This window comes from Streptosporangium heterodermiicola, from assembly GCF_051390675.1.
Taxonomy (GTDB): Bacteria; Actinomycetota; Actinomycetes; order Streptosporangiales; family Streptosporangiaceae; genus Streptosporangium.
Genome location: NZ_JBPJSR010000010.1, coordinates 333,354 through 359,007, shown reverse-complemented (window position 1 = coordinate 359,007; position 25,654 = coordinate 333,354). Strand labels below are relative to the sequence as shown.

General features: G+C 71.2%; 21 protein-coding genes. 9 read left to right on the top strand and 12 right to left on the bottom strand.

The genetic code is table 11. From position 1 onward, the window contains the following. Nucleotides 1-97 precede the first annotated feature (97 nt). The 3 genes from ACSC1Q_RS23440 to ACSC1Q_RS23430 all read right to left on the bottom strand — a co-directional run bounded on the left by ACSC1Q_RS23440 (nucleotide 98) and on the right by ACSC1Q_RS23430 (nucleotide 6,240). Complete coding sequence (locus tag ACSC1Q_RS23440) at nucleotides 98-2,488, bottom strand: ATP-binding protein (protein WP_436760842.1); 2,391 nt, start codon at nucleotides 2,486-2,488, stop codon at nucleotides 98-100. Nucleotides 2,489-2,621: 133 nt separating this feature from the next. Further along, nucleotides 2,622-4,838: a serine/threonine-protein kinase gene (locus ACSC1Q_RS23435; protein WP_436760841.1), complete on the bottom strand. Its 2,217-nt coding sequence runs from the start codon at nucleotides 4,836-4,838 to the stop codon at nucleotides 2,622-2,624. Nucleotides 4,839-4,971: 133 nt separating this feature from the next. Next, the gene (locus ACSC1Q_RS23430) at nucleotides 4,972-6,240 is read right to left on the bottom strand and encodes a serine hydrolase domain-containing protein (protein ID WP_436760840.1); all 1,269 of its coding nucleotides are present in this window, start codon (nucleotides 6,238-6,240) and stop codon (nucleotides 4,972-4,974) included. 268 nt (nucleotides 6,241-6,508) lie between these two features. Between ACSC1Q_RS23430 and ACSC1Q_RS23425 the strand changes: the two genes are divergently transcribed. The 4 genes from ACSC1Q_RS23425 (at nucleotide 6,509) to ACSC1Q_RS23410 (ending at nucleotide 11,098) form a co-directional block, all read left to right on the top strand. Further along, nucleotides 6,509-7,741, top strand: a complete 1,233-nt coding sequence (locus ACSC1Q_RS23425) for an ROK family transcriptional regulator (protein WP_436760839.1) — start codon at nucleotides 6,509-6,511, stop codon at nucleotides 7,739-7,741. A 284-nt stretch (nucleotides 7,742-8,025) separates the two neighbouring features. Beyond that, nucleotides 8,026-9,441: an aldehyde dehydrogenase family protein gene (locus ACSC1Q_RS23420; protein WP_436760838.1), complete on the top strand. Its 1,416-nt coding sequence runs from the start codon at nucleotides 8,026-8,028 to the stop codon at nucleotides 9,439-9,441. After that, complete coding sequence (locus tag ACSC1Q_RS23415) at nucleotides 9,438-10,070, top strand: ThuA domain-containing protein (protein WP_436760837.1); 633 nt, start codon at nucleotides 9,438-9,440, stop codon at nucleotides 10,068-10,070. Before ACSC1Q_RS23420 ends, ACSC1Q_RS23415 begins: the two co-directional genes overlap by 4 nt. Further along, on the top strand, nucleotides 10,067-11,098 hold the full coding sequence (locus tag ACSC1Q_RS23410; RefSeq protein ID WP_436760836.1) for a hydroxyacid dehydrogenase: 1,032 nt from the start codon (nucleotides 10,067-10,069) through the stop codon (nucleotides 11,096-11,098). Before ACSC1Q_RS23415 ends, ACSC1Q_RS23410 begins: the two co-directional genes overlap by 4 nt. A 181-nt stretch (nucleotides 11,099-11,279) precedes the next feature. Here the strand turns inward: ACSC1Q_RS23410 and ACSC1Q_RS23405 are convergent, their stop codons facing one another. Next, nucleotides 11,280-12,665: a GH1 family beta-glucosidase gene (locus tag ACSC1Q_RS23405; RefSeq protein ID WP_436760835.1), complete on the bottom strand. Its 1,386-nt coding sequence runs from the start codon at nucleotides 12,663-12,665 to the stop codon at nucleotides 11,280-11,282. Nucleotides 12,666-13,365: 700 nt separating this feature from the next. Between ACSC1Q_RS23405 and ACSC1Q_RS23400 the strand changes: the two genes are divergently transcribed. The 5 genes from ACSC1Q_RS23400 (at nucleotide 13,366) to ACSC1Q_RS23380 (ending at nucleotide 17,080) form a co-directional block, all read left to right on the top strand. Continuing rightward, nucleotides 13,366-14,022 (top strand): hypothetical protein, encoded by a 657-nt coding sequence (locus tag ACSC1Q_RS23400; protein ID WP_436760834.1) that lies wholly within the window; start codon nucleotides 13,366-13,368, stop codon nucleotides 14,020-14,022. Beyond that, nucleotides 14,003-14,299 (top strand): hypothetical protein, encoded by a 297-nt coding sequence (locus ACSC1Q_RS23395; protein WP_436760833.1) that lies wholly within the window; start codon nucleotides 14,003-14,005, stop codon nucleotides 14,297-14,299. The genes ACSC1Q_RS23400 and ACSC1Q_RS23395 overlap by 20 nt, the downstream gene beginning before the upstream one ends. Then, nucleotides 14,296-15,057, top strand: a complete 762-nt coding sequence (locus ACSC1Q_RS23390; protein ID WP_436760832.1) for an N-6 DNA methylase — start codon at nucleotides 14,296-14,298, stop codon at nucleotides 15,055-15,057. The genes ACSC1Q_RS23395 and ACSC1Q_RS23390 overlap by 4 nt, the downstream gene beginning before the upstream one ends. Next, nucleotides 15,051-15,683, top strand: a complete 633-nt coding sequence (locus ACSC1Q_RS23385; protein WP_436760831.1) for a restriction endonuclease subunit S — start codon at nucleotides 15,051-15,053, stop codon at nucleotides 15,681-15,683. Before ACSC1Q_RS23390 ends, ACSC1Q_RS23385 begins: the two co-directional genes overlap by 7 nt. A 137-nt stretch (nucleotides 15,684-15,820) precedes the next feature. Beyond that, complete coding sequence (locus ACSC1Q_RS23380; RefSeq protein ID WP_436760830.1) at nucleotides 15,821-17,080, top strand: alpha/beta fold hydrolase; 1,260 nt, start codon at nucleotides 15,821-15,823, stop codon at nucleotides 17,078-17,080. Nucleotides 17,081-17,146: 66 nt separating this feature from the next. On the opposite strand, the gene ACSC1Q_RS23375 is transcribed toward ACSC1Q_RS23380, so the two are convergent. The 8 genes from ACSC1Q_RS23375 to ACSC1Q_RS23340 all read right to left on the bottom strand — a co-directional run bounded on the left by ACSC1Q_RS23375 (nucleotide 17,147) and on the right by ACSC1Q_RS23340 (nucleotide 25,545). After that, entirely contained in the window at nucleotides 17,147-18,616 is a 1,470-nt protein-coding gene (locus tag ACSC1Q_RS23375; protein ID WP_436760829.1) for an ATP-binding protein, read from the bottom strand. Next, complete coding sequence (locus ACSC1Q_RS23370) at nucleotides 18,613-20,292, bottom strand: NAD(P)/FAD-dependent oxidoreductase (RefSeq protein ID WP_436760828.1); 1,680 nt, start codon at nucleotides 20,290-20,292, stop codon at nucleotides 18,613-18,615. The genes ACSC1Q_RS23375 and ACSC1Q_RS23370 overlap by 4 nt, the downstream gene beginning before the upstream one ends. Nucleotides 20,293-20,377: 85 nt before the next feature. Further along, nucleotides 20,378-21,304, bottom strand: coding sequence for a TrmB family transcriptional regulator (locus ACSC1Q_RS23365; RefSeq protein WP_436760827.1), 927 nt, complete (start codon nucleotides 21,302-21,304; stop codon nucleotides 20,378-20,380). Nucleotides 21,305-21,689: 385 nt separating this feature from the next. Further along, nucleotides 21,690-22,280, bottom strand: a complete 591-nt coding sequence (locus ACSC1Q_RS23360; RefSeq protein ID WP_436760826.1) for a TetR/AcrR family transcriptional regulator — start codon at nucleotides 22,278-22,280, stop codon at nucleotides 21,690-21,692. Between the two features lie 145 nt (nucleotides 22,281-22,425). Next, nucleotides 22,426-23,439: a glutamine synthetase gene (glnII, locus tag ACSC1Q_RS23355; protein WP_436760825.1), complete on the bottom strand. Its 1,014-nt coding sequence runs from the start codon at nucleotides 23,437-23,439 to the stop codon at nucleotides 22,426-22,428. Between the two features lie 257 nt (nucleotides 23,440-23,696). After that, complete coding sequence (locus ACSC1Q_RS23350) at nucleotides 23,697-24,332, bottom strand: MerR family transcriptional regulator (RefSeq protein WP_436760824.1); 636 nt, start codon at nucleotides 24,330-24,332, stop codon at nucleotides 23,697-23,699. Nucleotides 24,333-24,404: 72 nt separating this feature from the next. After that, nucleotides 24,405-24,998 (bottom strand): HAD family hydrolase, encoded by a 594-nt coding sequence (locus ACSC1Q_RS23345; RefSeq protein ID WP_436760823.1) that lies wholly within the window; start codon nucleotides 24,996-24,998, stop codon nucleotides 24,405-24,407. A 178-nt stretch (nucleotides 24,999-25,176) separates the two neighbouring features. Further along, on the bottom strand, nucleotides 25,177-25,545 hold the full coding sequence (locus tag ACSC1Q_RS23340; RefSeq protein ID WP_436760822.1) for a hypothetical protein: 369 nt from the start codon (nucleotides 25,543-25,545) through the stop codon (nucleotides 25,177-25,179). Between the last annotated feature and the right edge of the window lie 109 nt (nucleotides 25,546-25,654).

Sequence of the window (25,654 nt, the reverse complement as noted above, 5' to 3'; positions counted from 1 at the left end):
CGTCCTCCCCTGTAAGCCGTCCCCGCCGTTTCCGCCGTCCCCGCCGTTTCCGCCGTCCCCGCCGTCCCCGCCGTTTCCGTCGTCCCCGTCCTGCCCGTCAGGTGTCGGGCGTACGGTCCCCGTCCGTGTTCCGGATGCGTTCGCCGGTCCAGACGGCGATCTGGGCCCGCGAGTGGAAGCCGAGCTTGGTCATGATGTGCTCGACGTGACCTTCCGCGGTGCGCTGGGCGATCGTCAGCGAGGCCGCGATCTCCTTGTTGCTCAGTCCCTGGGCGATGAGCTTGGCGATCTCCGTCTCCCTGCGGGTCAGCGGCGACGGCTCCCCGGCCTCACCGGAGGACTCACCCGAGGGCGCCTTCTCCTCAAGGGCGAAGGCGAAGGCCTCGTCGCACCGCATCTTCGCGCCCTGCCTGACCATGGTGTCGAAGGCCTGCTTCCCGAGAGCCTCGCGCGTGCGCTCCTCGCACTCGTCGTGGTAGCGCGTCAGGTGCCCGAAACCGGACAGCGGCGCCCCGATCACCTGCCAGACCGTTTCCAGCACCCCCAGCAATCTGGCCGCCCGCTGGTGGTCCCCGTCCGCGGCGGCGATCCAGGCCAGCACCTCCAGGTTGACGCCGAGGCCCAGAAGATCGTCGAGTGAGCGGTTGAACCTCAGGCTCTCCTTCTCCAGCTCCGCGGCGCGCGGGGCGTCACCCTGGCACCAGACCCCGACGCCGAGCGCCATCATCGCGTACGCCCGGTGCCACCCCTCCTCGTGGGCGTCGCACAGCGCGATGCACTCCTCCCCGGCGGCGACGGAGCTCGGCCAGTCGCCCCGGAAGGAGTGGGCGAGGCAGAGCCGGACGAGCGCCAGCGCCTGGCCCGCCGGGTCGTCGTCGGCGCGGTGGCGCGCCACCGCCTCCTCGTACAGGCCGATCGCGAGATCGACGTCTCCCCGGAACATGGCGATCATCCCCGAGTAGAGCGCGACGTAGGCCAGGACCGGCTCGTGCCCGGGGCGCTCGCCGAGCTTCCTGGCCTCCTCCAGCATCGTCGCCGCGGAGACGACGTCGGCCTGGATGACGGCCAGCCAGCTGTCGGACCACAGCGCGCGCCCCCGGATCTCGTCGGCGCCGCCCCCGCAGCGGAGGCTCAGGTCCAGCCAGCGGCGCCCCTCCCTGAGGTAGTGGCTCGTGATCCAGTGGTAGAGCAGGTCGGTGGCCATGCCCAGGGCTGTGGAGGTCTCCCCGGACTCGCCGAAGCAGTACTCCAGCGCGGTGCGCAGGTTGGCGTGGTCGAGCTTCAGCCTGCCCAGCCAGGACACCTGGCGCGGACCGAACCGTTCCGCGTACGCCTCCGCAGCCAGCCGCCGGTAGTGGTCGCGGTGCAGCCGCTGCAGGGCGCCCTCCTGCCCCGAGGCCACGAGTCTCTCCCTGCCGTACTGCCTGATCGTCTCCAGCAGCCGGTAGCGGGTCGCGGTGGACTCGGAGGGGGGATCCTCCCGGATCAGGATCGACTTGCCCACCAGCCCGATCACCAGGTCGACCACCTCCTCGCGGTCGATGCCGTCCCCCGAGCAGACCGCCTCGGCCGCGTCGAGGTCCAGGCCGTCGACGAACACGGAGATACGCGCCCACAGCAGCTTCTCCTTCTCGGTGCACAGGGCGTGGCTCCAGTCGATCAGCGCGCGCAGCGTCTGCTGGCGGGGCAGCGTCACGGGTGAACCACCGGTGAGCAGCCGGAACCGGTTGTCCAGCCGGGCCAGCAGCTCCTCGGGGGAGAGGGCGCGCAGCCGTACGACCGCCAGCTCGATCGCGAGCGGGATGCCGTCCAGCCGCCGGCAGATCCGTTCCACCGCTGATCGGTTGGCCTCGGTGAGCGTGAAGTCCGGCAGGACGGCGGTGGCCCGTTCGACGAACAGGCGTACCGACTCCGACTGTGCCGACGGCTCCGCGAACGGCCTGCCGCTGCCGGGACCGGCGAGGCCCGGCGGCGGCAGCGGCAGGGTGGGCACGACCAGCGTCTGCTCGCCGGAGATGCCCAGCGCCTGCCGGCTGGTGGCGAGGATCCGCAGGGAGGGGGCCGAGCGGACGAGGGTTCCCGCCAGTACGGCGCAGGCTCGCAGGAGATGCTCGCAGTTGTCGAGGATCAGCAGGGCCCGCTTCTCCCGCAGGTGGTCGATGAGCACCTCCACGGGAGGCCGGTGGGAGACGTCCCTGATCTCCAGGGCCTCGTTCACCGATCCGGCGAGCAGCTCCGGGTTCTCCAGCCCGGCGAGCTCGACGAGCCACACCCCGTCGGGAAAGGCCCGCTGGACGTCGGCGGCGACGCGCAGGGCAAGCCGGGTCTTGCCGACCCCGCCGGGGCCGGTGAGGGTCACCACGCGTGTCCCGGACAGCAGGCGCTTGACCTCGGCCATCTCGTGCCGACGCCCCACGAAACTGGTCACCTCGGGGGGCAGGTCCGTCGCCTGCCACCGCCTCGGGGTGGCCGACGCCACCTCATCCATCAGCATCCACCGGCATTCATCAGCGCCTTACGCCGGTTTTGGCATGTGGATCGCTTTATATCCAGATCCAACCGGCACAGTCCACACTATGTGCCGGCCTCGCGGTCACCGCGCCGGTGCGGGCTCGATCACCTCACAGGAGGCCGTCCAGGAGGCCGCGCAGGTCGATGTCCAGATCGATGTCCAGCAGGGCCGGGTCGTTCCGTGAGGGGCTCTCCGAGTCCCGAGGCTCCCGCGGACCCGGGTCCGTGCTCGTGTCCGGGGCCGGGCCCGCGTCCGGGCCCGTCTCCGGGGTCGAGTCGGGGTTCGTGCCCGGGTCGGGGGCGCAGGTGGGCAGGTCGATCCGGGCGGTCCGGGAGGGCGTGTCGCCCTCGGGCACGGTGGTGATCGCCACCAGCCGGGTGACGTACCCCCCGCACCGGGGCGGATCGGCGAACTCCCCGGTCACCTCCCGCTCGTACTCGGTGTCGCCGGACAGCTCCAGCTCCCGCGTACCCCCGGACAGCACCTCGCGGGTGTCCCCGATCCGCTGCGCGAACCCGAGCCGCACGGTCACCGCCGAGGCGCTCGGGGCCTTCACCCGGAAGCCGACCGTGGTGCCGTCGAAGGAGGTGATCGAGACCTCGGGCGGCGCGCACACCTCGCCGCGTACCCTCTCCGTGCGGCTGACCGTACCGCCCGAGGCGCGGGGCGAGGTGGAGACCGTGACCCTGCGATAGAGGGTCTGCCCGCAGGCCGGGACGGTGAAGGTGTGCGGGACGGTGTGGGAGTAGGTCCTCAGCCCGCCGATCACGGAGGTGCGCGGGGCCGCCCGGACGAGCCGGTCGCGGTCGGGTCCCTCGGCGAAGGTGACGGTCACCGCGACGTTGCCCGCGGTGGAGGCGCGGAAGTCGACCGTGGTCCCGTGCGCGTCGATTCCCACGACCCTCAGGCCGCTGACCGCGTGCGCGGACCCCGGCGCGCCCGTCCCCGTGGGCTCCGGTGCCGGTGACCGGGTGGCCGTGCGGGTGGGCGACGGAGGCGGCTGCGTGCCGGTCGGCAAGGGAGGGGAGGGAAGGGAGGGGGACGAGGAAGGCACGGGCGGTGAGGTGGGCGAGGTGGGTGAGGGAACCGGTGTCCGCGTGGGGATCGGGGAGGGAGGCGAGGTGACCTGGCCGGGATTCGTGCCGTTCGAGGAGGAACCGGGCTTCCTGGCGGCGGCGCTCCCCGAGGGGCGGCCCGGCCCGGCGGAGGGGCCGGGAGGCGCGGACACCTGGCTCCGCCGCCGTTGCTCGGGGGTTTCCTCGATCATCGCGGAGCTGGGCGGCGGGGTGAAGATCGTGTCTGCGGAGAGCCGGTCCTGCGGCCGGTTGGCCGCGATCACCCCGGCGGTCATCGCGACGGTGATCACCCCCAGCCCGGCCAGGGTCCTGGGGCCCAGCCGGGGGCGGCGCACCCGCCCCACCCGGCCGAGCACCGTCTGGGCGACCGAGGAGGCGGCCTTCGGCGCGGGCTTGGCCAGCGGGAACGCCAGTGCCAGCAGCGTGGCGAGCTCGGCCAGGTGCCGCCGCCCGCGCTGCTCCCACTCCGGCCCGTACGCCGCCAGTGCCGCCGTCTCCAGCTCCTCCAGGAACGCCCGCGCGCTCCGCGGCCGGTCCGCCGGGTTCTTGGCCAGGCCCCGCATGACGAGCCCGCGTACCGAGCCGGGCACCTCCTCCACCGGGATCGCCTCGTGCCGGTGACGGTGCATGAGCACGAGGCGGTGGTCGGCCAGGTAGGGCCTGCGCCCGGTGAGGCACTCGAAGAACACGCACGTGGCCGCGTAGACGTCGGTCGCCGCGCTCGCCGGCGCGCCCTCCCACTGCTCGGGGGCCATGTACGCCGGGGTGCCGGCGGTCGTACCGGTCTCCCCGACGTGGGCGGCGATGCCGAAATCGGCCAGCTTGCTGCCGCCGTCGGCCTGGATCAGCACGTTCTCCGGCTTGTAGTCGCGGTGCACGACACCGGCGTCGTGCGCGAAGGCCAGGCCGAGCAGCGAGCCCTTGAGCACGGTCAGCGCCGCCTCCGGGCTCGTGCCGCCGTGCTCGGACAGGATCCGCCTGAGCGCGACCCCGTCGACCAACTCCATCACGATCGCGGCTTCGAGCACGTCCTCGTAGTACTCGTAGAGCTGGACCACGTTCGGGTCCCGCAGCTCCACCATGACGCGCGCCTCCGCGCGGAAGCGCGCCAGGAAGCGGTGATCGTCCCTGAGGGCCGAGTTGAGGTATTTGATGGCCACGTAGGCGCCGGTGGGGGCGTACGTGGCAAGCACCACCCGCCCGCCCCCGCCGACGCCGAGTTCCCGAATCTCGCGGTATCCCGGAACCATCCCGTCCCCTTCCGAGTGCCCTCGACTTGTTCGACGGTCTCACCCATGCGGTTGGTTGTCACGATTGGTCAACTTTTGCGCAGGGTGACGTTGGAATCATGCTCGGTAGCCGACCGTGCCGGGTGCCGGCCGGTCAGGGGAGTGACCCGTAGACGGCCTCGGCCAGGCGGTAGGCGCGGAGGTTCCCCGAGGCGGCGCCCGCCATCCTGTTCATCGTGTACGCCAGGCCCAGCCCGTGTTCGACGTCGCCGAGGCCCAGCGACCCGCCCATGCCGGTGTGGCCGAACGCGGTCTCCGCGCCCCTCGCCGGGGTGAGGAAGGTCATCGCCGGGCGCATGTAGCCCAGGCCGAAGGAGCTGTCGACGAACAGCACCCTGTCCGGGCCGTTCACCCTCCTGCGCGTCGCGTCGCGCAGGGTCTCCGGGCGCAGGATCCGCCCGGCCACCAGGTCGCGGTAGAAGCCCGCCAGACCCCGCGCGGTGGTGACGGCGCCCATCGCGGGCCAGCCCGCGCGCAGGACGACCGGGTGGTTGGCGCCGCCCCGCAGCCTGTGGATCGGGGGGTTGCCCAGCGCCCGGTTCAACAGGCTGTCCCTGTCGAGAGAGGCCCTGGCCATCTCGTAGACCGGGTCGCCCGGCCCCCGTCCCGGCAGTTCCGCCACCGGCGCGGGTGCAGTGGGTGCAGTGAGTGCAGTGGGTGCAGTGGGTGCCGTGGGTGCCGTGGGTTCCGCAGGGCGTTCCCCGGCGGACAGCCGGGCCGCCCGCGCCGCCACGTCGTCCGGGGCGCCGACCCAGAGCTCCAGGCCGAGGGGGCCGGAGATCTCGGCGGCCACGATCTCGCTCACGGACTTGCCCGACACCCTGCGGATCACCTCGCCGACCAGGAAGCCGTACGTCAGCGCGTGGTAGCCGTGCGCGGTGCCCGGCTCCCAGATCGGCTCCTGCCCGGCCAGCCGGTCCGCGATGGCGGCCTGGTCCTCGAACTCCTCGACCGGGACCGGTTCCTCGATCGCGGGCAGTCCCACCTGGTGGGTGAGGAGGTGTTCGACGGTGACGCGCTCCTTGCCGCGCCGCGCGAACTCCGGCCAGACGTCCGCGACCGGGGCGGTGACGTCGAGCAGGCCGCGCTCGGCGAGCAGCTGCGCGGCCGTCGCGGTCACCGCCTTGGTGCACGAGTACGCCAGCACGGGGGTGTCGCGCTCCCAGGCCCGCCCGCTGCGGCGGTCGGCGGCCCCGCCCCACAGCTCCACGACCGGCTCGCCGTCCAGGAAGACCGCGAACGACGCGCCCAGCTCCTCGCCCTCGGCGAAGTGCGCGTCGAACACCTCCCGTACCCGCGAGAACCGTGGGTCGCAGTGCCCGTACGTGTCCGCCCCGCCCCTGGTCCCGCCGTCTGCCGCCATCGCCCGTCCTCGTGTCTTAAAGTGAGCACTTGCTTGGTGGCCGAGCCTAACAACCGGAGCCGTCCAGGCCCAGGAGAGCGGGGGTCTCTCCCCGGCGGTCCCGCGGTGCCGCCGGACGTGGCGACGCGTGGCGCGACCTGGGAAACTCTCCTCACGCGCGACACGGGCGGACCGTTCCCCGCGCGGGGGGAGCACGGCAGAAAAGCCAGGTCCGGCAGTGACTAGAGTAGTTGTACTAACATCTGAAATTACTTCCCCGGGGAGAAGCATGAGCCGTCCGCAGCGGGGGACCCTTCGTGACGTGCGCAAGGGCAACCGATCCGTGGTCCTGTGGACGCTGTACTTCGCCGGAGAGCTGAGCAGGCACGATCTGGCCCAGCTGACCGGGCTCAGCGCCGCCACGGTCAGCAACGTGATCGGCGACCTCATCACGGACGGCATCGTGGTGGAGACCGGCTCCGTCGACTCCGACGGCGGGCGACCGCGGATCATGCTCAAGGTCGATCCCTCGTACGGATACGTGGTCGGGGTGGGCATCGGGGAGACGCGTGTCCGCGTGGAGCTCTACGACCTGGCGATGGAGGAGCGGGCGAGGAAGGAGTTCGCCCTCGACCCCAGCCACCACGAGCCCGCAGTGGTGGCCCGGCACGTCCTCGACGGCCTTGAGGCGGTCCTGTCCGACGCCGGGGCCACGGAGTCCGAGGTGCTCGGCATGGGCCTCGGCGTCCCCGGTGTCGCCGAGCAGGGCTCCGACCTGCTCATCCACGCCCGCGCGTTCGGCTGGGACGGCGTACCCCTGGGCGCGCTCATCCGCGAGGGCACCTCACTCCCGGTCTTCGCCGACAACGGCGTCAAGACGACGGGCCAGGCCGAGCTCTGGTTCGGCGCGGGCAAGGGCGCCCAGCACCTGGTCATGACCTTCATCGGCACGGGTGCCGGGGCGAGCATCATCAACAGCGGCGTCACCTACCGGGGAACGGCGAGCGGCGCGGGCGAGTGGGGCCACACGAAGATCGTCCTCGACGGGCGCCCCTGCCGCTGCGGCGGCCAGGGCTGCCTGGAGGCCTACATCGGCGCCGAGGCGATCCTGGCCGGCGCGGGAAGGGACCTGGGGGGTGACGACGAGGAGCGCGTCTTCGCCGAACTCCTCGCCGACCCGCTGGCGCGGCCCGCCCTCGACGAGGCCGTCCGTTGCCTGGGGGCCGGGCTGGCCAACCTGATCAACCTCTTCAACCCCGAGCGCGTCATCCTCGGTGGCTGGGCCGGGTCCCTCCTCGGGCGCAGGTTCCTACCCGAGATCCGCGCCGCCGCCGCCCGGTACGCCCTGCCGCTGCCCTTCTCGCAGGCGTCGATCGAGCTGGGCAGGCTCGGCGCCGAGGCGGTCGCCCTGGGCGCGGCCACCCTGGTCGTCGAGGACTTCCTGCTGCGCAGCCACGCGGTGCGCCCCGCGGGCCGCGTCGCGCCCCCGGCCCCGGCACCGGCCGGACACGCGCCCGCCTGATCCCGCGGCCACCCGCCCCCGTGGCCGTCCGTCCCCGCGCTCGCCCGGACGCGTGGCCGCCCGCCCCCGCGTCCGCTCGACCTCGCGCTCACCCGAACCCGAACCCGTCCGGAGGCCGGACCCGCTCATCCGGCCCCGGGTCCGGGCGGTGCCGCGCCCGCCTGACCTCGGGGACGAGGCGCCGCGACCGCCTTCACGGCGCCCTCCGGGACTGTTGACGCCGCCTCTGTTCAGCACTTATTTTGCATTATGTACTAAGAGTAATAATGAAGTAGGGGATGGCTGTGGGCAGGTTGTACATCGACGGGACATTCCAGGACGCCGTCTCGGGAGGCACCGCCCCCGTACACGAGAAGGCGACCGGCGCGCGGATCGGCACGTACGCGCTGGGAGGTCCCGCCGACGTCGACCGGGCCGTCGCCGCGGCCCGTGCCGCGCAGCCCGCCTGGGCCGCCCTCTCGGCACCCGAGCGGGCCGGATACCTGCGGGGCCTCGCCGAGCATCTCCAGGGCCGCTACGAAGAGCTGGTCGAGCTGAGCATCCGTGAGACGGGCGGCGTACGGGCCAAGGCCGAGGACGAGGTGGGCACGAGCATCCGCCAGCTCCTCATCTCCTCGGTCCAGGCGACCGAGAACGCCGGGGACATCCTGCCCCCGTACAAGGCGGGCAAGCTCTCGCTGTCGCGCGCGGTGCCGCTGGGCGTGATCGGCGTCATCACGCCGTGGAACTACCCGATGAACCTCGCCATGCGGATGGTCGCGCCCGGCCTGGCGTTCGGCAACACCATCGTGCTCAAGCCCGCCGAGCTGACCCCGCTGGTCGGCGGCCACGTGCTGGCCGAGGCCGCCGAGGCCGCCGGGCTGCCCGCCGGGGTGTTCAACGTGGTCACCGGGGACGGTCCCGAGGCCGGCTGGGCGCTGGCCGACCACCGGGGGCTGGACCTGCTGGACTTCACCGGCTCCCGCGAGGTCGGCCTGGCCATCGCGGCCTCCGCCGCCACCGACCTGCGCTCGATCCGCCTGGAGCTGGGCGGCGACAACGCCTTCATCGTCCTGGAGGACGCCGACGTCGAGCTGGCCGCCTCCCACGCCATGATCGCCTCGCTGGAGTTCCAGGGGCAGACGTGCATCAGCTCCAGCCGGCACATCGTCGTCCGCGAGGTCGCCGACCGCTACCTGGAGGCCGTGACCAGGCGGGTGGAGGCGCTGCGCCTGGGCGACCCGATGTCGCCGGACACCGACCTGGGCCCGCTGATCAGCGAGGGCCAGCGGGACCGGCTGCACGAGCGGATCGTCGCGCCCTCGGTCGCGAAGGGCGCCCGGCTGGTCACCGGCGGCACCTACGACGGGCTGTTCTACCGTCCCACCGTGCTGGCCGACGTGACCCCGGACATGCCCGCGTTCACCGAGGAGATCTTCGGGCCGGTCATCCCGGTGACGGTGGTCGACTCCGAGGACGAGGCCGTCGAGCTGGCCAACCGGCACCCGATGATGATGGACTCGGTGTTCACCGCCGACCTGATGCGCGGCATGGACGTGGCCGAGCGGCTGCGGGCGGGCGAGGTCCACGTCAACGACGCGCACGCCCGTCACGGGGCGGAGAACCAGATGCCGGGCTTCACCAGGCGCCAGTGGATCGGGGTCCAGCGCACCCCGCTCACCCTGCCCGACTGGGCGAGCGACCCGGCCGGCCGCCGATGAGGAGGGCGCTGGTCGTCCGAGGCGGCTGGGAGGGGCACGTCCCCGTCGAGGCGACCGAGCTGTTCGTCCCCGAGCTGGCCGCGGCGGGCTTCGAGGTGACCGTCGCCGACGACCTGGAGGTCTACGCCGACGGGCCGCTGCTGGCCGGGACCGACCTGGTCGTGCAGTGCTGGACGGGCGGCGTCCTGACACCGGAGCAGGAGTCGGGGCTGGTGGCCGCGGTCCGCGCGGGCACCGGCTTCGCGGGCTGGCACGGCGGCCTGGTGGCGACCTTCGACGGCAGCCACGACTATCTGCGGATGGTCGGCGGGCTCTTCCTGCACCACCCCGAGGATTTTCTTACGTACGACGTCGTCATCGACCCCGCGCACGCGGACCACCCGATCGTCGCGGGGCTGGAGGACTTCACCGTCGAGACCGAGCAGTACTGGATGCTCACCGACGCCCACAACGAGGTCCTCGCCACCACCCGGTTCGTCTCCCCGGAGACCCCGATGCCCGTCGTCTGGACCCGCCGGTGGGGGAGGGGGAAGGTCTTCTTCTCCGCCGTCGGCCACCGGATGGAGGACCTGCGGCACCCCACCGTGTACGAGCTCACCCGGCGGGGCCTGATCTGGGCCGGCCGGTGAGCGCCGGTCCGCCGTCGGTGGTGCTGGCGATGTACCCGGGGCTGCCCGCCCGCCTGTTCCCCTCCGGCCTCGGCGACCGCCTCCGCGCTGCCGCCGAGACCGACCTGGCGGCGCCGCTCACCGATTTCGGGACCGACGAGGCGCGGGCGCGCCTGGAACGGGCGGAGGTCCTGGTCACCGGCTGGGGCTGCCCGCTCATCGACGAGCCCGTGCTGCGGCACGCGCCGCGCCTGCGGGCCGTCGTGCACGCGGCGGGGAGCGTCAAGGGCCACGTCGGCCAGGCCGTGTTCGCCCGGGGGATCGCGGTGAGCTCGGCCGCCTCGGCGAACGCCCTGCCGGTCGCCGAGTACACCGTGGCGATGATCCTGCTCACCGGCAAGTCCGTCCTCGCGCTCGCCCACGAGTACCGGACCAGGAAGGTGGACCTGCGCCTCTACCAGGGGCGCGACGGCCACCGCGACTACGGCGACTACGGCAACTACGGCAGGACCGTCGGCCTGGTCGGGGCCTCCAGGATCGGCAGGAGGGTCGCGGAGCTGCTCGCCCCCTTCGACCTGGACGTGCTGATCGCCGATCCGTACCTGGACGACCGGGGCGCGGGGGCGCTCGGTGCCCGCCTGGTCGGGGTCGACGAGCTGTTCGCCGCCGCCGACATCGTCTCCCTGCACGCCCCGGCCACCGACGACACGCGGGGGATGGTCAGCGCGGCCCGCCTGGCCGCGATGCGCGACGGCGCGACGCTCATCAACACCGCCAGGGGCTCCCTGGTGGACCAGGGGGCGCTCGTCGCCGAGCTGGCCACCGGCAGGCTGTCGGCGGTGCTCGACGTGACCGAGCCCGAGGTCGTCCCCGCGGACTCGGTGCTGTGGGACCTGCCCAACGTCATCCTCACCCCGCACGTCGCGGGGGCGCTGGGCAACGAGCTGGCCAGGCTGGGGGCGTACGCGGTGGACGAGGTGCTCCTGGCGCTGGCGGGCCGGCCGCTGCGCCACCCGGTGGACCCGGAACTGCTGGCGATCACCGCGTGACACGCGGAGGGGCGCCCCTGCGGGGCCGCCCCTCGGCGATGGCCGGTCTTACGACCTGACGTGAGACCGTACGGCCTGACGGGCACCGACCGGCTTCACGAGGTGACGGACACGGAGGCGCCCCCGTCCCCTTCCCGGGGCGGGGGCGCGTCCGTGTCAGATCAGGTCCGGGATTCCCGGGTCAGATCCCGTTCCTGCCGATGACCCCGCTGTACCAGAGGGCGCTGTCCTTGGGGATGCGCGTCTGGGTGTCGTAGTCGACGTGGACCAGCCCGAACCGCTTGTCGTAGCCGTACGCCCACTCGAAGTTGTCCATCAGCGACCAGGCCAGGTAGCCGCGCAGGTCGACTCCCTCCTGGATCGCCTGGTGGGCGGCGAGCAGGTGGGTGCGCAGGTACTCGACGCGCTCGGCGTCGGCCACCCTGCCGTCCTCGGCGGAGTCGTGGTAGGCGGCGCCGTTCTCGGTGATCATCAGTGGGGTGGACGGGTAGTCCCGCGCCAGCCGTACGAGGAGCCTGCGCAGGCCGTCCGCCTCGACGGGCCAGCCCATGGCGGTCACCGGCAGGTCGGGCTCGGGGTGCTCGACGCCCTCGGTGCCTGGGAAGCGGTCCGAGGAGGGGGTGCCGACCTTCGCCGCGACGTTGGTCGGCGCGTAGTAGTTGACCCCGAGGAAGTCGATCGGGGCGCCGATGAGCTCCTCGTCGCCGTCGAGGATGTGGTCCAGGCCGGTGAAGCGGGCCGTGTGCTCCAGCATGTCGGCCGGGTAGCGCCCGTACACGATCGGGTCGAGGAAGATCCGGTTGTGCAGGCCGTCGACGAGCCTCGCCGCCGCGACGTCGTGCCGGTCCTGCGGGTCGCGGGGGGACACCGGGGTGAGGTTGACCGTGACCGAGACCTCCCTGGCGCCCGCCGCGCGCAGGGCGCGGGCCGCCAGGCCGTGGCCGAGCAGCAGGTGGTGCGCGGCGAGGAAGGCCGAGGCAGGCTCGGCGCGGCCGGGAGCCTGGTCGACGGTGCCGTACCCGAGGAAGGCCGAGCACCACGGCTCGTTGAGGGTGGTCCAGGTCCTGATCCGGTCCCCGAGCCGGTCGTACACCGCCTCCGCGTACCCGGCGAAGTGGTGGGCGGTGTCCCGCACGGTCCACCCGCCCCCGTCCTCCAGGGTCTGCGGCAGGTCCCAGTGGTACAGCGTGGCCATGGGGTCGATCCCGGCGGCCAGCAGGGTGTCCACCAGCCGGTCGTAGAAGTCGAGGCCGCGGGGGTTCACCGGCCCGGTGCCGTCGGGCTTGATCCGGGGCCAGGAGATGGAGAACCGGTAGGTGTTGACGCCGAGCTCCCTCATGAGGGCGACGTCCTCGGCGTAGCGGTGGTAGTGGTCACAGGCGACGTCGCCGCTCTGCCCGAGGTGCACCCGGCCGGGCGTCCTGGAGAAGGTGTCCCAGATGGAGGGAGTACGGCCGTCCTCCGCGGTGGCGCCCTCGATCTGGTAGGCGGCGGTGGCGACCCCCCAGCGGAAAGCGGGCGGGAACAGGGCCAGGCCGGTGCCGGTCCGGTCGTCGGTCTGGGTCATCCCTTGATCGCTCCTTGCGTGGTTACGCGGATGTGTCGCCTGACGAGCAGCGCCGGGACGACGGTCGGTGGGGGGCGCCGGGGTGGTGCCCGGCAGGTGCCCAGCAGGTGTCCTCTGTGCGTCGAGTCACCCTCCCGCGCTTTGTGAGCGCTCACGGGGAGTGGTGACCACTCAACTTCGAGGCTTAATTCATATTGAAATTTAAGAGGCAAAGCTCCGTCTGCGTCAAGGTGGTGTTATCGAGTCGTTTCACAGGTTACGGACAGTATCGATCCATGTCGGAGAGGCTCTGGAACACCTGTGGGGCCGACTCCCGGAGGCCGCTCTCGTCACAATCCATGGAAGACCGGCGACCGCGACCGTGCGACACGCCTTGAGGTCAGGGTGTTGTCGGGCGCGGGGCTGGTCGCCCCCGTCGCGGGCGATCTGGGACAACCCCTTCCATCGGAAGTCCGCGGCGGAGGGTTAACAGTTTTTGTATGGCACTACGCTCGCACGTCGTCAGGCGCAGATATATCGTCGTTCGCGACGGGGAGATCATCGGGACGCGAAGCCCGCCCAGGGGATGCGGTGGCCCGAGTCGGCGTAGGAAAAGCCGTGCCCCGGGCGGCATGCGAAGCAGAGGCGGACCCGGGGCTTACACGTCCACCCTACCCGGCGCCGCCGGTCCCCAACAGCCGATCCCCCGGAGAGAGCGGTCGTGACCTCCGAACTGCCTGAATGGTTCCAGCGGGTTTTCTCCACGTCGCGTTTCACGCCCTACCTCGACGTCTCCGGACGGAATGTCACGCGGGCCTGGCGGCTGTACCGATGGAACGTCGAGGTATCGGAGGCCTTCTGCGGTCCTCTGCACTGCCTGGAGACAGGGCTGCGGAACGCGGAGCACGACCAGCTCCGCTCCCGTTACGGCCGGGCCGACTGGTGGGAGGTGGCGCCGCTGCGGAAGCACGACGCCCGCAAGATCGCCAAAGCCCAGGACGATCTGCGTCGTAGGAGTGGCGGTTCTTGCACGGCCGATGACGTGCTCACCGAGCTGTCGTTCGGCTTCTGGGTGTCGCTCCTGAGTCAGGCCTATGACCGGCACTTCTGGGTGCCGGCGTTGCACAGGGCCTTCCCGCGCTATTCCGGTCGTCGCGGCGAGCTGCGCGACAACCTCCAGGCGATGGTGCTGCTCCGCAACAGGATCATGCACCACGAGCCCATCCACCATCGGCACCTGGCGGCCGACCATGCCAAGATCTATCGCCTTCTCGGTTACCTGGAGCCCGAAGTGGCGCCGTGGTTGCGACGGTTCGACCGGGTACCTGAGACCCTCGCCCGGAGGCCGAAGGGAGATCATGGTGACGGACAGGCCTGACGGCTACGTGTCCCGATCCGACATCGCACGCCTGGCAGAGGTGCGGCGTCCGGCCGTGACCAATTGGGAACGCCGCCACCGCGACTTCCCGTCGCCCGTGTCGATCGGGGACGAGGAGCTTTTTGAGGCGTCGGCTGTCGGCGCGTGGCTCGATCGCCGCATGATCGCGAGCAACGCGCTCATGGTGGGAGAACCGATCGGTTCCACATACGGCATTCGTTTTCATCGGTACACGGTGACACGTTCGACGGACGATCGCTCGTATTGGCCGAGATGAATCTCACGCTCCACGGAGTGGACGCCGAACTCGCTACTCGTCCGGTTCACGAGCTCTGGGATCGGTATCCCCGGTCGCGTTTCAACTATGTCGTCACCAACCCGCCCTTCAACATGCGTGACTGGTGCTCCGGCGACCCCGACGACTGGTCATGGCCCTATGGAGCACCGCCCGCCCATAACGCGAACTTCGCCTGGTTGCAGCAGGCGGTGGGCCCGCTCGTGCCGGGAGGGCGGGCGGCAGTCGTCATGGCGCCCAACGCTACCTTCTCCGAGAACGGGCGAGAGCGGGTGATTCGCGCGGGCATGGTGGAGGGCGGCTGCGTCGAAGGGGTGATCGCGTTACCGCCACAGCTTTTCCTCTCAACGGCCATCCCCATCACCATCTGGCTGCTCACGCCTCCGGACCGGTCGCGTGAGGAGATTCTTTTCGTCGACGCCTCGGATATGGGATGGATGGTCACCCGTCCCCATCGGGAACTCGGTGCCGACGACATTCAGGAGATGGGCGGCGTGGTGGCCCGTTGGCGGCGCGGTGAGAAGCTGAACTCCGCGCTGGCCACGTCGATACCACTTGGGAACGTCCGCGGGCAGGGCTACAACCCGAATCCCCGGAACTACGTCATGCCGCCTCAGGCCGATGTATCCGGCAGCGAACAGGCGGTCGAAGACCTGCGGCGAAAACTCGACCGCCTACATGCGTGGGCGGCGGAGGCGGACGCGAGAGCCGAGCATGAGCTGAGGAGGCTCGGATGGTGAGATCACTCATCGGGGAACTGCCTGACGGCTGGATCGAGGTCAGGCTTGAGGAGATCTGCGAGCTGAAGGTGGGAACCTCCACTCCGGCCGACTCTGGCGGGCCTGTCGCCGTAATGAAGCCGAGGAACATCGCTGACGACAGGTTCACGGGAACCCCCGACGGAATCGCTGAGGAGGCCGCCGCGAAGCTGCCTTCCTACCGGCTCATGGCCGGAGACGTCGTGTGCGTACGCACCGGCGGCATCGGCAAGCACGCCCTGGTAGCCGGGGAGCAGGAAGGGTGGGTGATCGGCACGGGAATCATCAGGCTTCGCCCGGGCCCATGGGCCGATCCGCTTTACCTCAGTCACTGTCTGAGCCATCCATCGGTCCAGAACTGGTTCGCCCGCAACGGCACGGGGACGGCCATCCCCAACATCAGCGCCAGAGCGCCGGGTGCGCTTCCCGTCGTGCTCGCCCCGTCGCCGGTGCAGCGCTCGATAGGCAAGACGCTCGGCGCGCTGAACGAGAAGATCGCGGCTCACGAACGAATCTGCAGGACCACCGCGCAACTCCGAGATACCCCCTTGCCCCTGCTGATGTCCGGAACATCGGCAGCACAGGGGCCGGGCAGATCCGGCGGATAGCCACAGCGGTGGCGGGCGATGCCCGCCACCGCGCGGTCACCACGCTCGTCTCCGACGCGGCGAACGGTTCCATGTCCGCGGTCGCCGGCCTCCACCTGGGGCGGAAGCGGGCACGCGGGTCCGATAGCTTTCCGTGGGTGACTGTCCTTCTGCCCGGTGTGGCGCTCACCGACCACGTGTTCACCGTCCCCCTCGACCACGCCGACCCCGGTGGCGAGACGATCGAGGTCTTCGCCCGCGAGGCGGTGGACCCGGCACGGCGGGGGGAGGACCTGCCGTGGCTGCTCTTCCTGCAGGGCGGTCCCGGGGGTAGGTCGCCGCGTCCGGCCGCCGCCGACGGGTGGCTGGGGCACGCGCTGAGGACCCATCGGGTCCTCCTGCTCGACCAGCGGGGGACCGGCCGCAGCACCCCCATCACCGCGAAGACCGCGCGCGGCACGGACGCCGAGCTCGCCGCCCGCCTCGGGCACTTCAGGGCCGACTCGATCGTGACCGACGCCGAGCTGATCAGGCGCGGGCTCTGCGGCGACCGGCCGTGGGAGACCCTCGGCCAGAGCTACGGCGGCTTCATCACGCTGACGTACCTCTCCCTGGCTCCCGAGGGGCTGGCGGCCTGCTACGTGACCGGCGGCCTGTCCGGGCTCGACGCCACCGCCGACGACGTCTACTCCCGCACCTACCCGCGCGTCCGCGACAAGGTGGACCGCTATTTCGCCCGTTACCCGCATGACTCGGGCCGCCTGGACGCGATCGCCGCCCACCTGCGCCGCCACGAGGTCCTCCTCCCCGACGGCGACGTGCTGACCGTACGCCGCCTGCAGACCCTCGGCATGTGCCTGGGCATGAGCGACGGCGCCGAATACCTGCACTGGGTCCTGGAGGAGGCCTGGACCGGCGACAGGCTCTCCGACCTGTTCCTGTACGAGGTCATGATGGCCACCGGCTTCGTCGGCAACCCGCTCTACGCGGTCCTGCACGAGTCGATCTACGCCCAGGGCGGCGCCACCGGCTGGGCCGCGCACCGGCTGCTGCCCGAGGAGTTCCGCGAGGACGCGGCGACGACGCTGCCCACCGGGGAGATGATCTACCCGTGGATGTTCGACGAGATCGCCGCGCTCCGTCCCTTCAAGGGCGCCGCCGAGATCCTCGCCGGGACCGACGGCTGGCCCGCCCTCTACGATCCCGCCCGGCTGGCCGCCAACCGGGTCCCGGTGGTCGCCGCCGTCTACTACGACGATATGTACGTCGACGAGGGCCTGTCCATGCGCACCGCGCGGGCGGTGGGCAACGTGCGGACCTGGGTGACCAACGAGTGGCAGCACGACGGCGTCCGCGTCTCCGGCGGCGGCGTCCTCGCCCGCCTGATGGACATCTCCAAGGGCGTCCACGGCTCCTGAACCTCGTGGACGTCGTGGACGTCGTGGAACCTCCCGCCCTCGGACGGGGGGTTCCAGCCGCCGGTCTCAGCCGGGAGCGGCTGTCTCGGTGAGGGGGAGGCGCACCTCGAAGCGGGTGTCGCCCGGTTCCGACTCCACGCGCAGGTCGCCCCCGTGACGGCCGGCGACGATGCGGAAGGAGATGTCCAGGCCGAGCCCCGTGCCCTCGCCGACCGACTTCGTGGTGAAGAACGGCTCGAAGATCCGCTCGCGCAGGGCCTCGGGGACGCCGGGGCCGGTGTCGCAGATCTCGATCAGCGCGATCGTGTCGTGTTCGAGCCGGGTGCGGACGGTCAGGACGCCGGTTCCGGCCATCGCGTCCAGCGCGTTGTGGATCAGGTTGGTCCACACCTGGTTGAGCTCTCCCGCGTAGGCGGGGATGGGCGGCAGCTCGGGGTCGTAGTCGGTGGCGATGGTGATCCCCGGCGGGATCTTGCCGCGGAACATGGTGAGGGTGCTGTCCAGCAGCTCCCGCACGTCCACCGTCTGGTACGGCGCCCGGTCCATCTGGGAGTACTGCTTGGCGGAGGCGATCAGGGAGGAGATCCGCTCGGTCGCGTCGGTCACCTCGTTCAGCATCTGGGTGATCTCGATGGCCTCCGACAGCCAGTGCATCGCCCCGTCCAGGTAGCGCTCGCCCAGCGCCTCGCGGACCTTGTCCATCTTGGTGACCTTGAACCCGGCCGCCACCAGCGGCGGGGCGATCTCCCAGGCGTCCTCCACCCCCGCCTCCTCCAGGGCGTCGGCCAGCTCGTCCTCGGCGTCGGAGATCTGCAGCGGGGAGCGGGACGGCGCCTCGGAGATGCTGGCGGCGCACGCCTCCTGCAGGTCGATCAGGGCGCGCAGCCGCTCGGGCTCGATGCCGTCCTCGGCCAGCGCGGCGAGCCGCCTGCGCGAGGTCTTCGTCTTCTCCCGCAGCTCGTCCACGGCCCGTACGGCCGCCGCGGCCGGGTTGTTGAGCTCGTGGGTGAGCCCGGCGGTGATCGTGCCGAGCGCGGTGAGCCGCTGCCGCCGGTCGACGAGCTCCCGCTGGGCCATCCCGCCGATGCGGGCCCCGTCGAGCAGGTGCACCGCCATCGGGAACCACTCGGCCATGATCAGGCCGTACTTCCTGGCCGGGAGCATGAACATGCGCGTCGGCTTGGTGGCGCGCAGCGAGTGGCTGTAGGTGGCCGGGGCGCGGTCGCCCAGGTAGGCCAGGACCGCGCCGCCGTAGGCGCCGGGCTGCGAGGTCGGGGTCATCGTGACCGGCCCCGCGGTGGTCTCGGTGACCATCACCACCTCGCCGTCGACGAGCACGGCGAAGCAGTCGGCCGGATCACCCTGCTTGATGATCGCCTCGCCCGCGTCGTACTCCTCCTCGTCCCCGTGCTTCGCGAGCCACCGGAGCTTGTCGTCGTCGAGCTTCTCGAAGAGGAACAGCCCGCGGAGCGCGTCGATGTCGGTCTTGCGGCCTCCCTCGCGAGCTTCGCGAGGGACCTCGTCAGGAGTGGTCATGTCTTCTCCAGGTAGCGGTGGACGAGCGCCACGGCCATCGCGCCCTCGCCGACCGCCGAGGCGACCCGCTTGATCGAGTCGGCCCGGACGTCGCCCGCGGCGAACACCCCCGGCACGTTCGTCTCCAGGTGGTACGGCTCCCGCCGGAGCGGCCAGTTGCGCGGCCTGTTCTCGTCGGCGGTCAGGTCGGGACCGGTGAGGACGAAGCCTCTCTCGTCGCGCTCGATGGCCTCGCCGAGCCAGTCGGTGATCGGCTGGGCGCCGATGAAGACGAACAGCCACTCGGCCTCGACCGTGCGCTCGCCCTCGGGGCCCTTCAGCGTGATCCGCTCCATGTGGCCCTCGCCCTCGGCGCCGACCACCTCGGTCTCGGTGTGCACCTCGATGTTCGGGATCCGCGAGATCTGCTCGATCAGGTAGTGCGACATGGTCCGCTCCAGCCCGTCACTCCTGACGATCAGGTGGACCTTGCTGGCGTACCCCGACAGGTAGACCGCGCTCTGGCCGGCCGAGTTGGCGGCGCCGACGATGTAGACGTCGCGGTTCGCGCACTCGGGCGCCTCGGTCAGGGCCGCGCCGTAGTAGCAGCCGGAGCCGATGAAGTCGTCGAGGCCGGGGGCGTTCAGCCGCCGGTAGGAGACGCCGGTGGCCAGGATGACGGTGTGCGCGGCGATCGTGCCGCCGTCGGCGAAGCCGACCACCCGGGCCCGGCCCTTGACCTCCAGGCTGGTGACCGTGCGGGCGGTGAGCAGTTCGGCGCCGAACTTGGTGGCCTGGCGCCGCGCCCGGTCGGCGAGCTGGGCGCCGGAGACGCCGTCGGGGAAGCCCAGGTAGTTCTCGATCCTGGAGCTCTGGCCCGCCTGCCCGCCGGAGGCGTGCTGCTCGACCATCACGGTGCGCAGCCCCTCGGAGGCGCCGTAGACCGCCGCGCCCAGCCCGCCGGGGCCGCCGCCGATCACGATCAGGTCGTAGAAGTCGGTGGCCGGGGCGGTGGACAGCCCCACGGCCTGGGCCAGTTCCGAGGGGTTCGGCGCGACGAGCTTCGTGCCGTCGCCGGTGACGACCAGCGGCAGCCTGGCCGGGCTGACGGCCGCCTTCTCCCCGGTCGCCTTCTCCCCGGCCGCCGCGAGCAGCTCGACGCCCTCGGGGGAGTCGGCCAGCATCCAGCGGTAGGGCACCTGGTTGCGCGACAGGAAGTCCCTGACCTCGTACGAAGGGGCCGACCAGCGCGCGCCCACCACCCGCAGCTCGTCGGATTCGCGCCGGTCAGTCCGCTGCCAGGCGTCGAGCTGGGCGTCCAGCACCGGGTAGAACTTCTCCTCCGGCGGGTCCCACGGCTTGAGCAGGTAGTGGTCGAGGTCGACCACGTTGATCGCCTGGATCGCGGCCTCGGTGTCGGCGTAGGCGGTCAGCAGCACGCGGCGCGCGTACGGATACAGGTCCATGGCCTGTTCCAGGAACTCCACGCCGTTCATCTGGGGCATCCGGTAGTCGGCGAGGATCGCCGCCACGTCGTCGCCCCGCAGCCGCAGCTCGCGGACGCTGGCCATGCCGTCGGCCGCTGTGTCGGCCCGGACGACGCGGTAGGAGTGGCCGTAGCGCCGCCGCAGGTCGCGGGCGACGGAACGGGACACGCCGGGATCGTCGTCGACCGTCATGATGACCGGTTTTTCCATGTCCTGCCTTCCCCCGAGATGGAGACATCCGATATGGAGACAATCTCTACGAAGGATGTCACACCGGTGTTAAACCAAGCATCTGTCAGGTGTGGTCGTGGGGTGCGGGGGTCCCAGGGGACGGGGGAGAACCGTAGGGGCGGTGGCCGGGTGCCCCGGCGGCGCGCAGCAGGGCGGCCGGGCGGTCCCGGTCGGCGAGGAAGCGCCTGAGGTCGGGGTCGGTGGCCCAGATCTCGCGCATCGCCTCGTGCCCGACCCGTCCGGCGACGATCTGCAGGGCGATGTCCTGCCTGACGTACTCGACCGCCATCGCGACGACGGCCGGGTCCTCGGTGTAGACGCCCCACGCGGTGCCCCCGGCGAAGCCGCCGACCAGCGCCTCCCGCCGGTCGCCCGCGACGACCAGCAGCCGGTGGTCCGGGTTCTCCTTCGCGGCCCCCTCGCCCTCGGGAAGGGCGCCGGGGGCGGGGAAGCGGTGCTCGTACAGGTTGCCGACCGGCTCCCGCGCCGCACCGAAGTGCATCACGGAGGTCTCTACCCCGCGCTCGACCGCCCGCCTGACCAACGGGGAGAGCAGCCCCATCTCCTCGGGCCAGATCGACAGGAACAGGTCGCCCCGCGCCCCGGCCACCACGTCCTCGGCGCGGGCGAGCAGCGCCCCGGCGTCCTTGAGGTTGTGGATCAGGTACGCCTTGGGCGGCGCCACGATCGCGGGCAGCGAGACCTCCAGCGACTCGATCGAGTCGGTGAACTCCCTGCGCATCCGCTCCAGCAGGGATCGCGGCGGCAGCGGCAGGTAGTCGGTGGCGTCGTCGGAGCCGCGCAGCTCGTAGGCCGCCCCCTTGGCCACCAGCTTGCCGAGCGTCTCGTAGACCGTGCTGCGCGGCACGCCTGAACGCTTGGCGACCTCGTAGCCGTTGAGGGGCTGTCCGGCACCGACCAGGGTGACGTAAGCCTTGGCCTCGTAGCCCGACATGCCCAGGCGCTGTAATTGCTCCACTACGTCCCGCATCGCAGTTATGGTACGGCGCGAGGTACCCGTTTAGCGCTGTCCTAAAGCACCTGTTTTGTAGGATTTTCGTGACGTGAACTTGTTCGGGCCCGTGGAACTGGGGGAACGGAACGAGGGAACGCTCCCTGTGGAAACATTTTACTTTTGTTCTGGTCCGTCGGATTCATCGTGCGTGCTCAGACGCCCGGTGACGAGTCGGCGCCGGAGGCGGATCGGGACGGGCCCCACCCGGACCGGCGGGGGTCCCCTGCCGGGACGTGCCGGGCGGCCGGAGGCCGTCCCGCGCGGACGGCGTGCCCGGTAATTTCGGTCCGCTCCGCGCTTCCGGCGTCCGGGTCCGTACTTACCGATGTCCGGTCCGCGCCTGGCTGACGCCCGGTCGCCGCTACACCCCTCTCAGGGCCCTGAGGGCGAACTCCACGACCATGTCGGCGTACTCGTGGGTGAGGGGGGCGGTGCGGAGCATCCAGCGGTGGTAGATGGGCCCGTACAGCAGCTCGACGGCCACGTCCAGATCCGCGTCCCCGGCCACCTGGCCCGCCCGCTGGGCGCCGCGCAGCCGGTCCCTGGTCGCCTCCAGGTGTGGCCCCATGATCCGTCCGGTGATCTCGGTGTTGATCCCGGGGTCGTTCAGCGCCTCGACGGTCATCGCCCGGCTCATCGTGTCGAGCCTGGGGTCGTTGTACTCGTCGACGATGGCCCGCAGCACGACGCGCAGGTCGGCCCCGAGGTCGCCGGTGTCGGGCAGCGCGAAGTGCCCCTTCTCGTCCCCGGTCACGGCGAGGACGGCGTCGACGAACACGGCGCCCTTGGAAGGCCACCAGCGGTAGATCGTCTGCTTGCCCACCCCCGCGCGGGCGGCGATCGCCTCCACCGTCAGCTTGGCGTATCCGGACTCGACGACCAGGTCGAAGGCGGCGCTCAGGATGGCCTGGCGCGACTGCTCGCTGCGCCGGGCCGGGTTCGGTGTCTTCACGTGCCCGAATGTACCATCCGCGAGTCGCAACGTCTCGTCTTGTTCGATGGATGGGTCTCATGCGGCCGGAAGGGGAGGGCGGAACGCCGAAGGCCGCGGACGCCCCCGGCAGGGCGTTCGCGGCCTTCGAGTCTGTCGGTCCGGATCAGACCTGGTCGGCCTTCTCCAGAGCGGAGCAGCAGGTGTTCACGATGAGGCGGGTGACCAGGTAGGGGTCGACGTTGGCGTTCGGACGCCGGTCCTCGATGTACCCCTTCTTCTCCACCTCGACCTGCCACGGGATGCGGACCGAGGCGCCGCGGTCGGAGACGCCGTAGCTGAACTCGTTCCAGGGGGCGGTCTCGTGCAGGCCGGTGAGGCGGTCCTCGATGCCGGCGCCGTAGTACTTGACGTGCTCCAGGGCGTTCGCGGCGAGGGCCTCGCAGGCGGTGATGATCGGGTCGTACTTCTCGCGCATCGCCTTGGTGGAGAAGTTGGTGTGCGCGCCCGCGCCGTTCCAGTCGCCCTTCACCGGCTTGGCGTCCAGGGTGGCGCCGACGTTGAAGTCCTCCGCGGTGCGGTAGAGCAGCCAGCGGGCGATCCACATGTGGTCGGAGGCCTCGATGGGACCGGCCGGGCCGATCTGGAACTCCCACTGACCCGGCATGACCTCGGCGTTGATGCCGGAGATGGCCAGGCCCGCCTCGATGCAGTAGTCGAGGTGCTTCTCGACGATCTCGCGGCCGAAGACCTCGTCGGCGCCGACGCCGCAGTAGTAGCCACCCTGCGGGGCCGGGAAGCCGCCGATCGGGAAGCCGAGCGGGCGGCCCTCCTTGAAGAAGGTGTACTCCTGCTCGATGCCGAACCAGGACTCCTGGTCGGCGTACTTCTCGGCGACCTCGACGAGGGCGGCGCGGGTGTTGCTGTCGTGCGGGCTCATGTCGATGTTGAGCACCTCGCACAGCACCAGCACGTTGCTGCCGCCGCGGATCGGGTCCGGGCAGGTGAACACCGGCTTGAGCACCCGGTCAGAGGAGGAGCCGTCGGCCTGGTTCGTGCTGGACCCGTCGAAGCCCCAGATCGGGAGCTCCGCGCCGTCCGCCATCACCCTGGTCTTGGAACGAAGCTTGGCGGTCGGCTGGGTGCCGTCGATCCAGATGTATTCAGCCTTGAAGGTCATCGGCGGAGTCCTTGAGGATGGAGGGATCTGCTGCTCTCAAAGATTCGCAAGTCGCGATTTCGCAACTGTTGCCCGTGTGTGAACAGAGTGTTACCCAGCCCTATATGGGCAGGCAGTGGCCGTATTGAAATCCGCACACCCTCGTTTCATGGCTGTGAGCTGCCATTTCACGGGACGATTGGAACGATTGAGACATCCGTCACAGAGGAAACCGATTATTGCTCTGGGGTGCTTTAATCCCATTCGTCCCATGTTGGTTAGGGAGTGCCGAAGACACGGGCCGAGACCGACTCGTGGGCGAGCCTCCGCATGACGTCGAGCACCCTGCCGTGCACGACGGTGCCGAGGACCATGGCCTCGACCGCCGCCTCGCGGGGGCCGTCGAGCGGGATGGTGCCGATCTCGTGTTCGGTCACGAGCCGCAGGGCGGCGTCGGCGTAGGGCCGCAGGGCCGCGCTGTCGGCGGGCATGCCGAGCCGGCCGAGGGTGAGGACGGCCTGGGCCAGCTCGTCGCGGGCCGGGGCGCCGGGATCCACCCGCCAGCCGAGATCGGCGATCATGGCGTCGGCCTCGGCGCGGGCGCGGGCCCACTCGTCGCCGGACGCGTGCGGCTCGACCGCGGGGGCCATGGCGTACTGCGCGGTGCCGAGCACGTGGTGCAGGTTCAGGCTCTCGTCGTCGATGGCCGCCATCACCTTGCCGATGGCGGCGATGGACAGCCGCCCGACCTCCAGCAGCGCCCGGATCAGCCGCAGCCTGCGCAGGTGGTCCTCGCCGTACCGCGCCCTGGTGGCCGAGGTCTGCTCCCCGGCGGGGAGCATGCCCTCGCGCAGGTAGTACTTGATCGTCGGGATGGGCACGCCCGATGCGGCGCTGAGCTCGGATATCCGCATCATTGGATAGTACAGGTAGCCAATGCGCGGGCCGCCCCCGGGCCGCCGCCGAGAACGTTCCGGAGAGGGGCTCTAGCGGAGTGAGGGGCGGACGTCGATGACGGTCATCCCGGCGGCGAGGGCGGACGCCACCCCCTCGTCGGTGTCCTCGTAGGCGACGCACGCGTGCGGGGCGACGCCGAGGCGGCGCGCCGCGAGGAGGTAGACGTCGGGGGCCGGCTTGCCGTAGCGGACGTCGTCCCTGGTGACCACGGTGTCGAAGAGGGGGAGCAGGCCGGTGACGCGCAGGGTCTCCTCCACGGCCTGGCGGGCGCCTCCCGAGGCCACGGCCATCGGCACCCGCCCCCGGTGCGCCTCGGCGACCGCGCTCACCGTCTCGTGCGGGGTGATGGTGGGGATCAGCCACTGGTAGGCGTCCAGTGCCGCCGCCTGTACGGCCCGGTAGTCGAGCTCGGCCCCGGTCTCGGTCTCCAGCTCGGCCAGCAGGCGGTCGGCGGACAGGCCGGTGCGGGATCGGTACCAGGCGGGGTCTAGGTCCACCTGCCATCCGGCCAGCGCGGTCCGCCAGGCGCTCTCGTTGGCGGCGGCGGTGTCGGCGAGGGTCCCGTCGCAGTCGAAGACCAGGGCGGCGTACGGCATGGAGGGCTGGAGTCGCTGATGGAGCATGGTGGCCTAACGCGTGAAAGTGGATCTCCCTCCACTTTACCGCGCACGAAAGCGATCGATCGCTCGCCTGGGGGATGGCCGCGTCACCGTGATCGGGTGAGACCGCGACGGCGTGCGCGCGGGCACGAGGGCCTGCCGGGGTGGAGAACGTACGGGGGCCCGCCGGAGCGGGGGAGGTCTAGCCGATGTCGCCCCAGCCGTCGTGCCTGGCCCTGGCCAGCTCGGCCTCCATCTCCTCCAGCTCCTGCATGAACCCCTGGAACCCCCTCGGGCCCAGGCGGCGCCAGACGAGCAGCTGCAGGGAGCGGGTCTCCTCGTCGAGGGGCTGCTCCTGGCGGAGCGGCGCCAGCAGCTCCTGGGCCTGCCGGTCCGCCGCCTGGAGCTCCTCGACGGTGAAGCGGACGCCGTGCTCGCGCTCCAGCAGCCGGATGTGCGGGTCGTTGCGCAGTCTCTGGTCCCTGGCGCGCCGGGCGCGCCTGGCGGCCAGCTCGTCGTGGACGTGCGCGCCGGAAACCTGGTGCGGCGTGTCGGCCGGACGTGGAGTCATCGTGGGGTTCGCCTCCGTCGGGCGGCTCCTTTTCTGGAACCTCTGTTAGAAACGACGCTCGAACGGCGCCGAAGGTTGTCGGAATTTTTTCCCGAAGCCCCGACGCCGT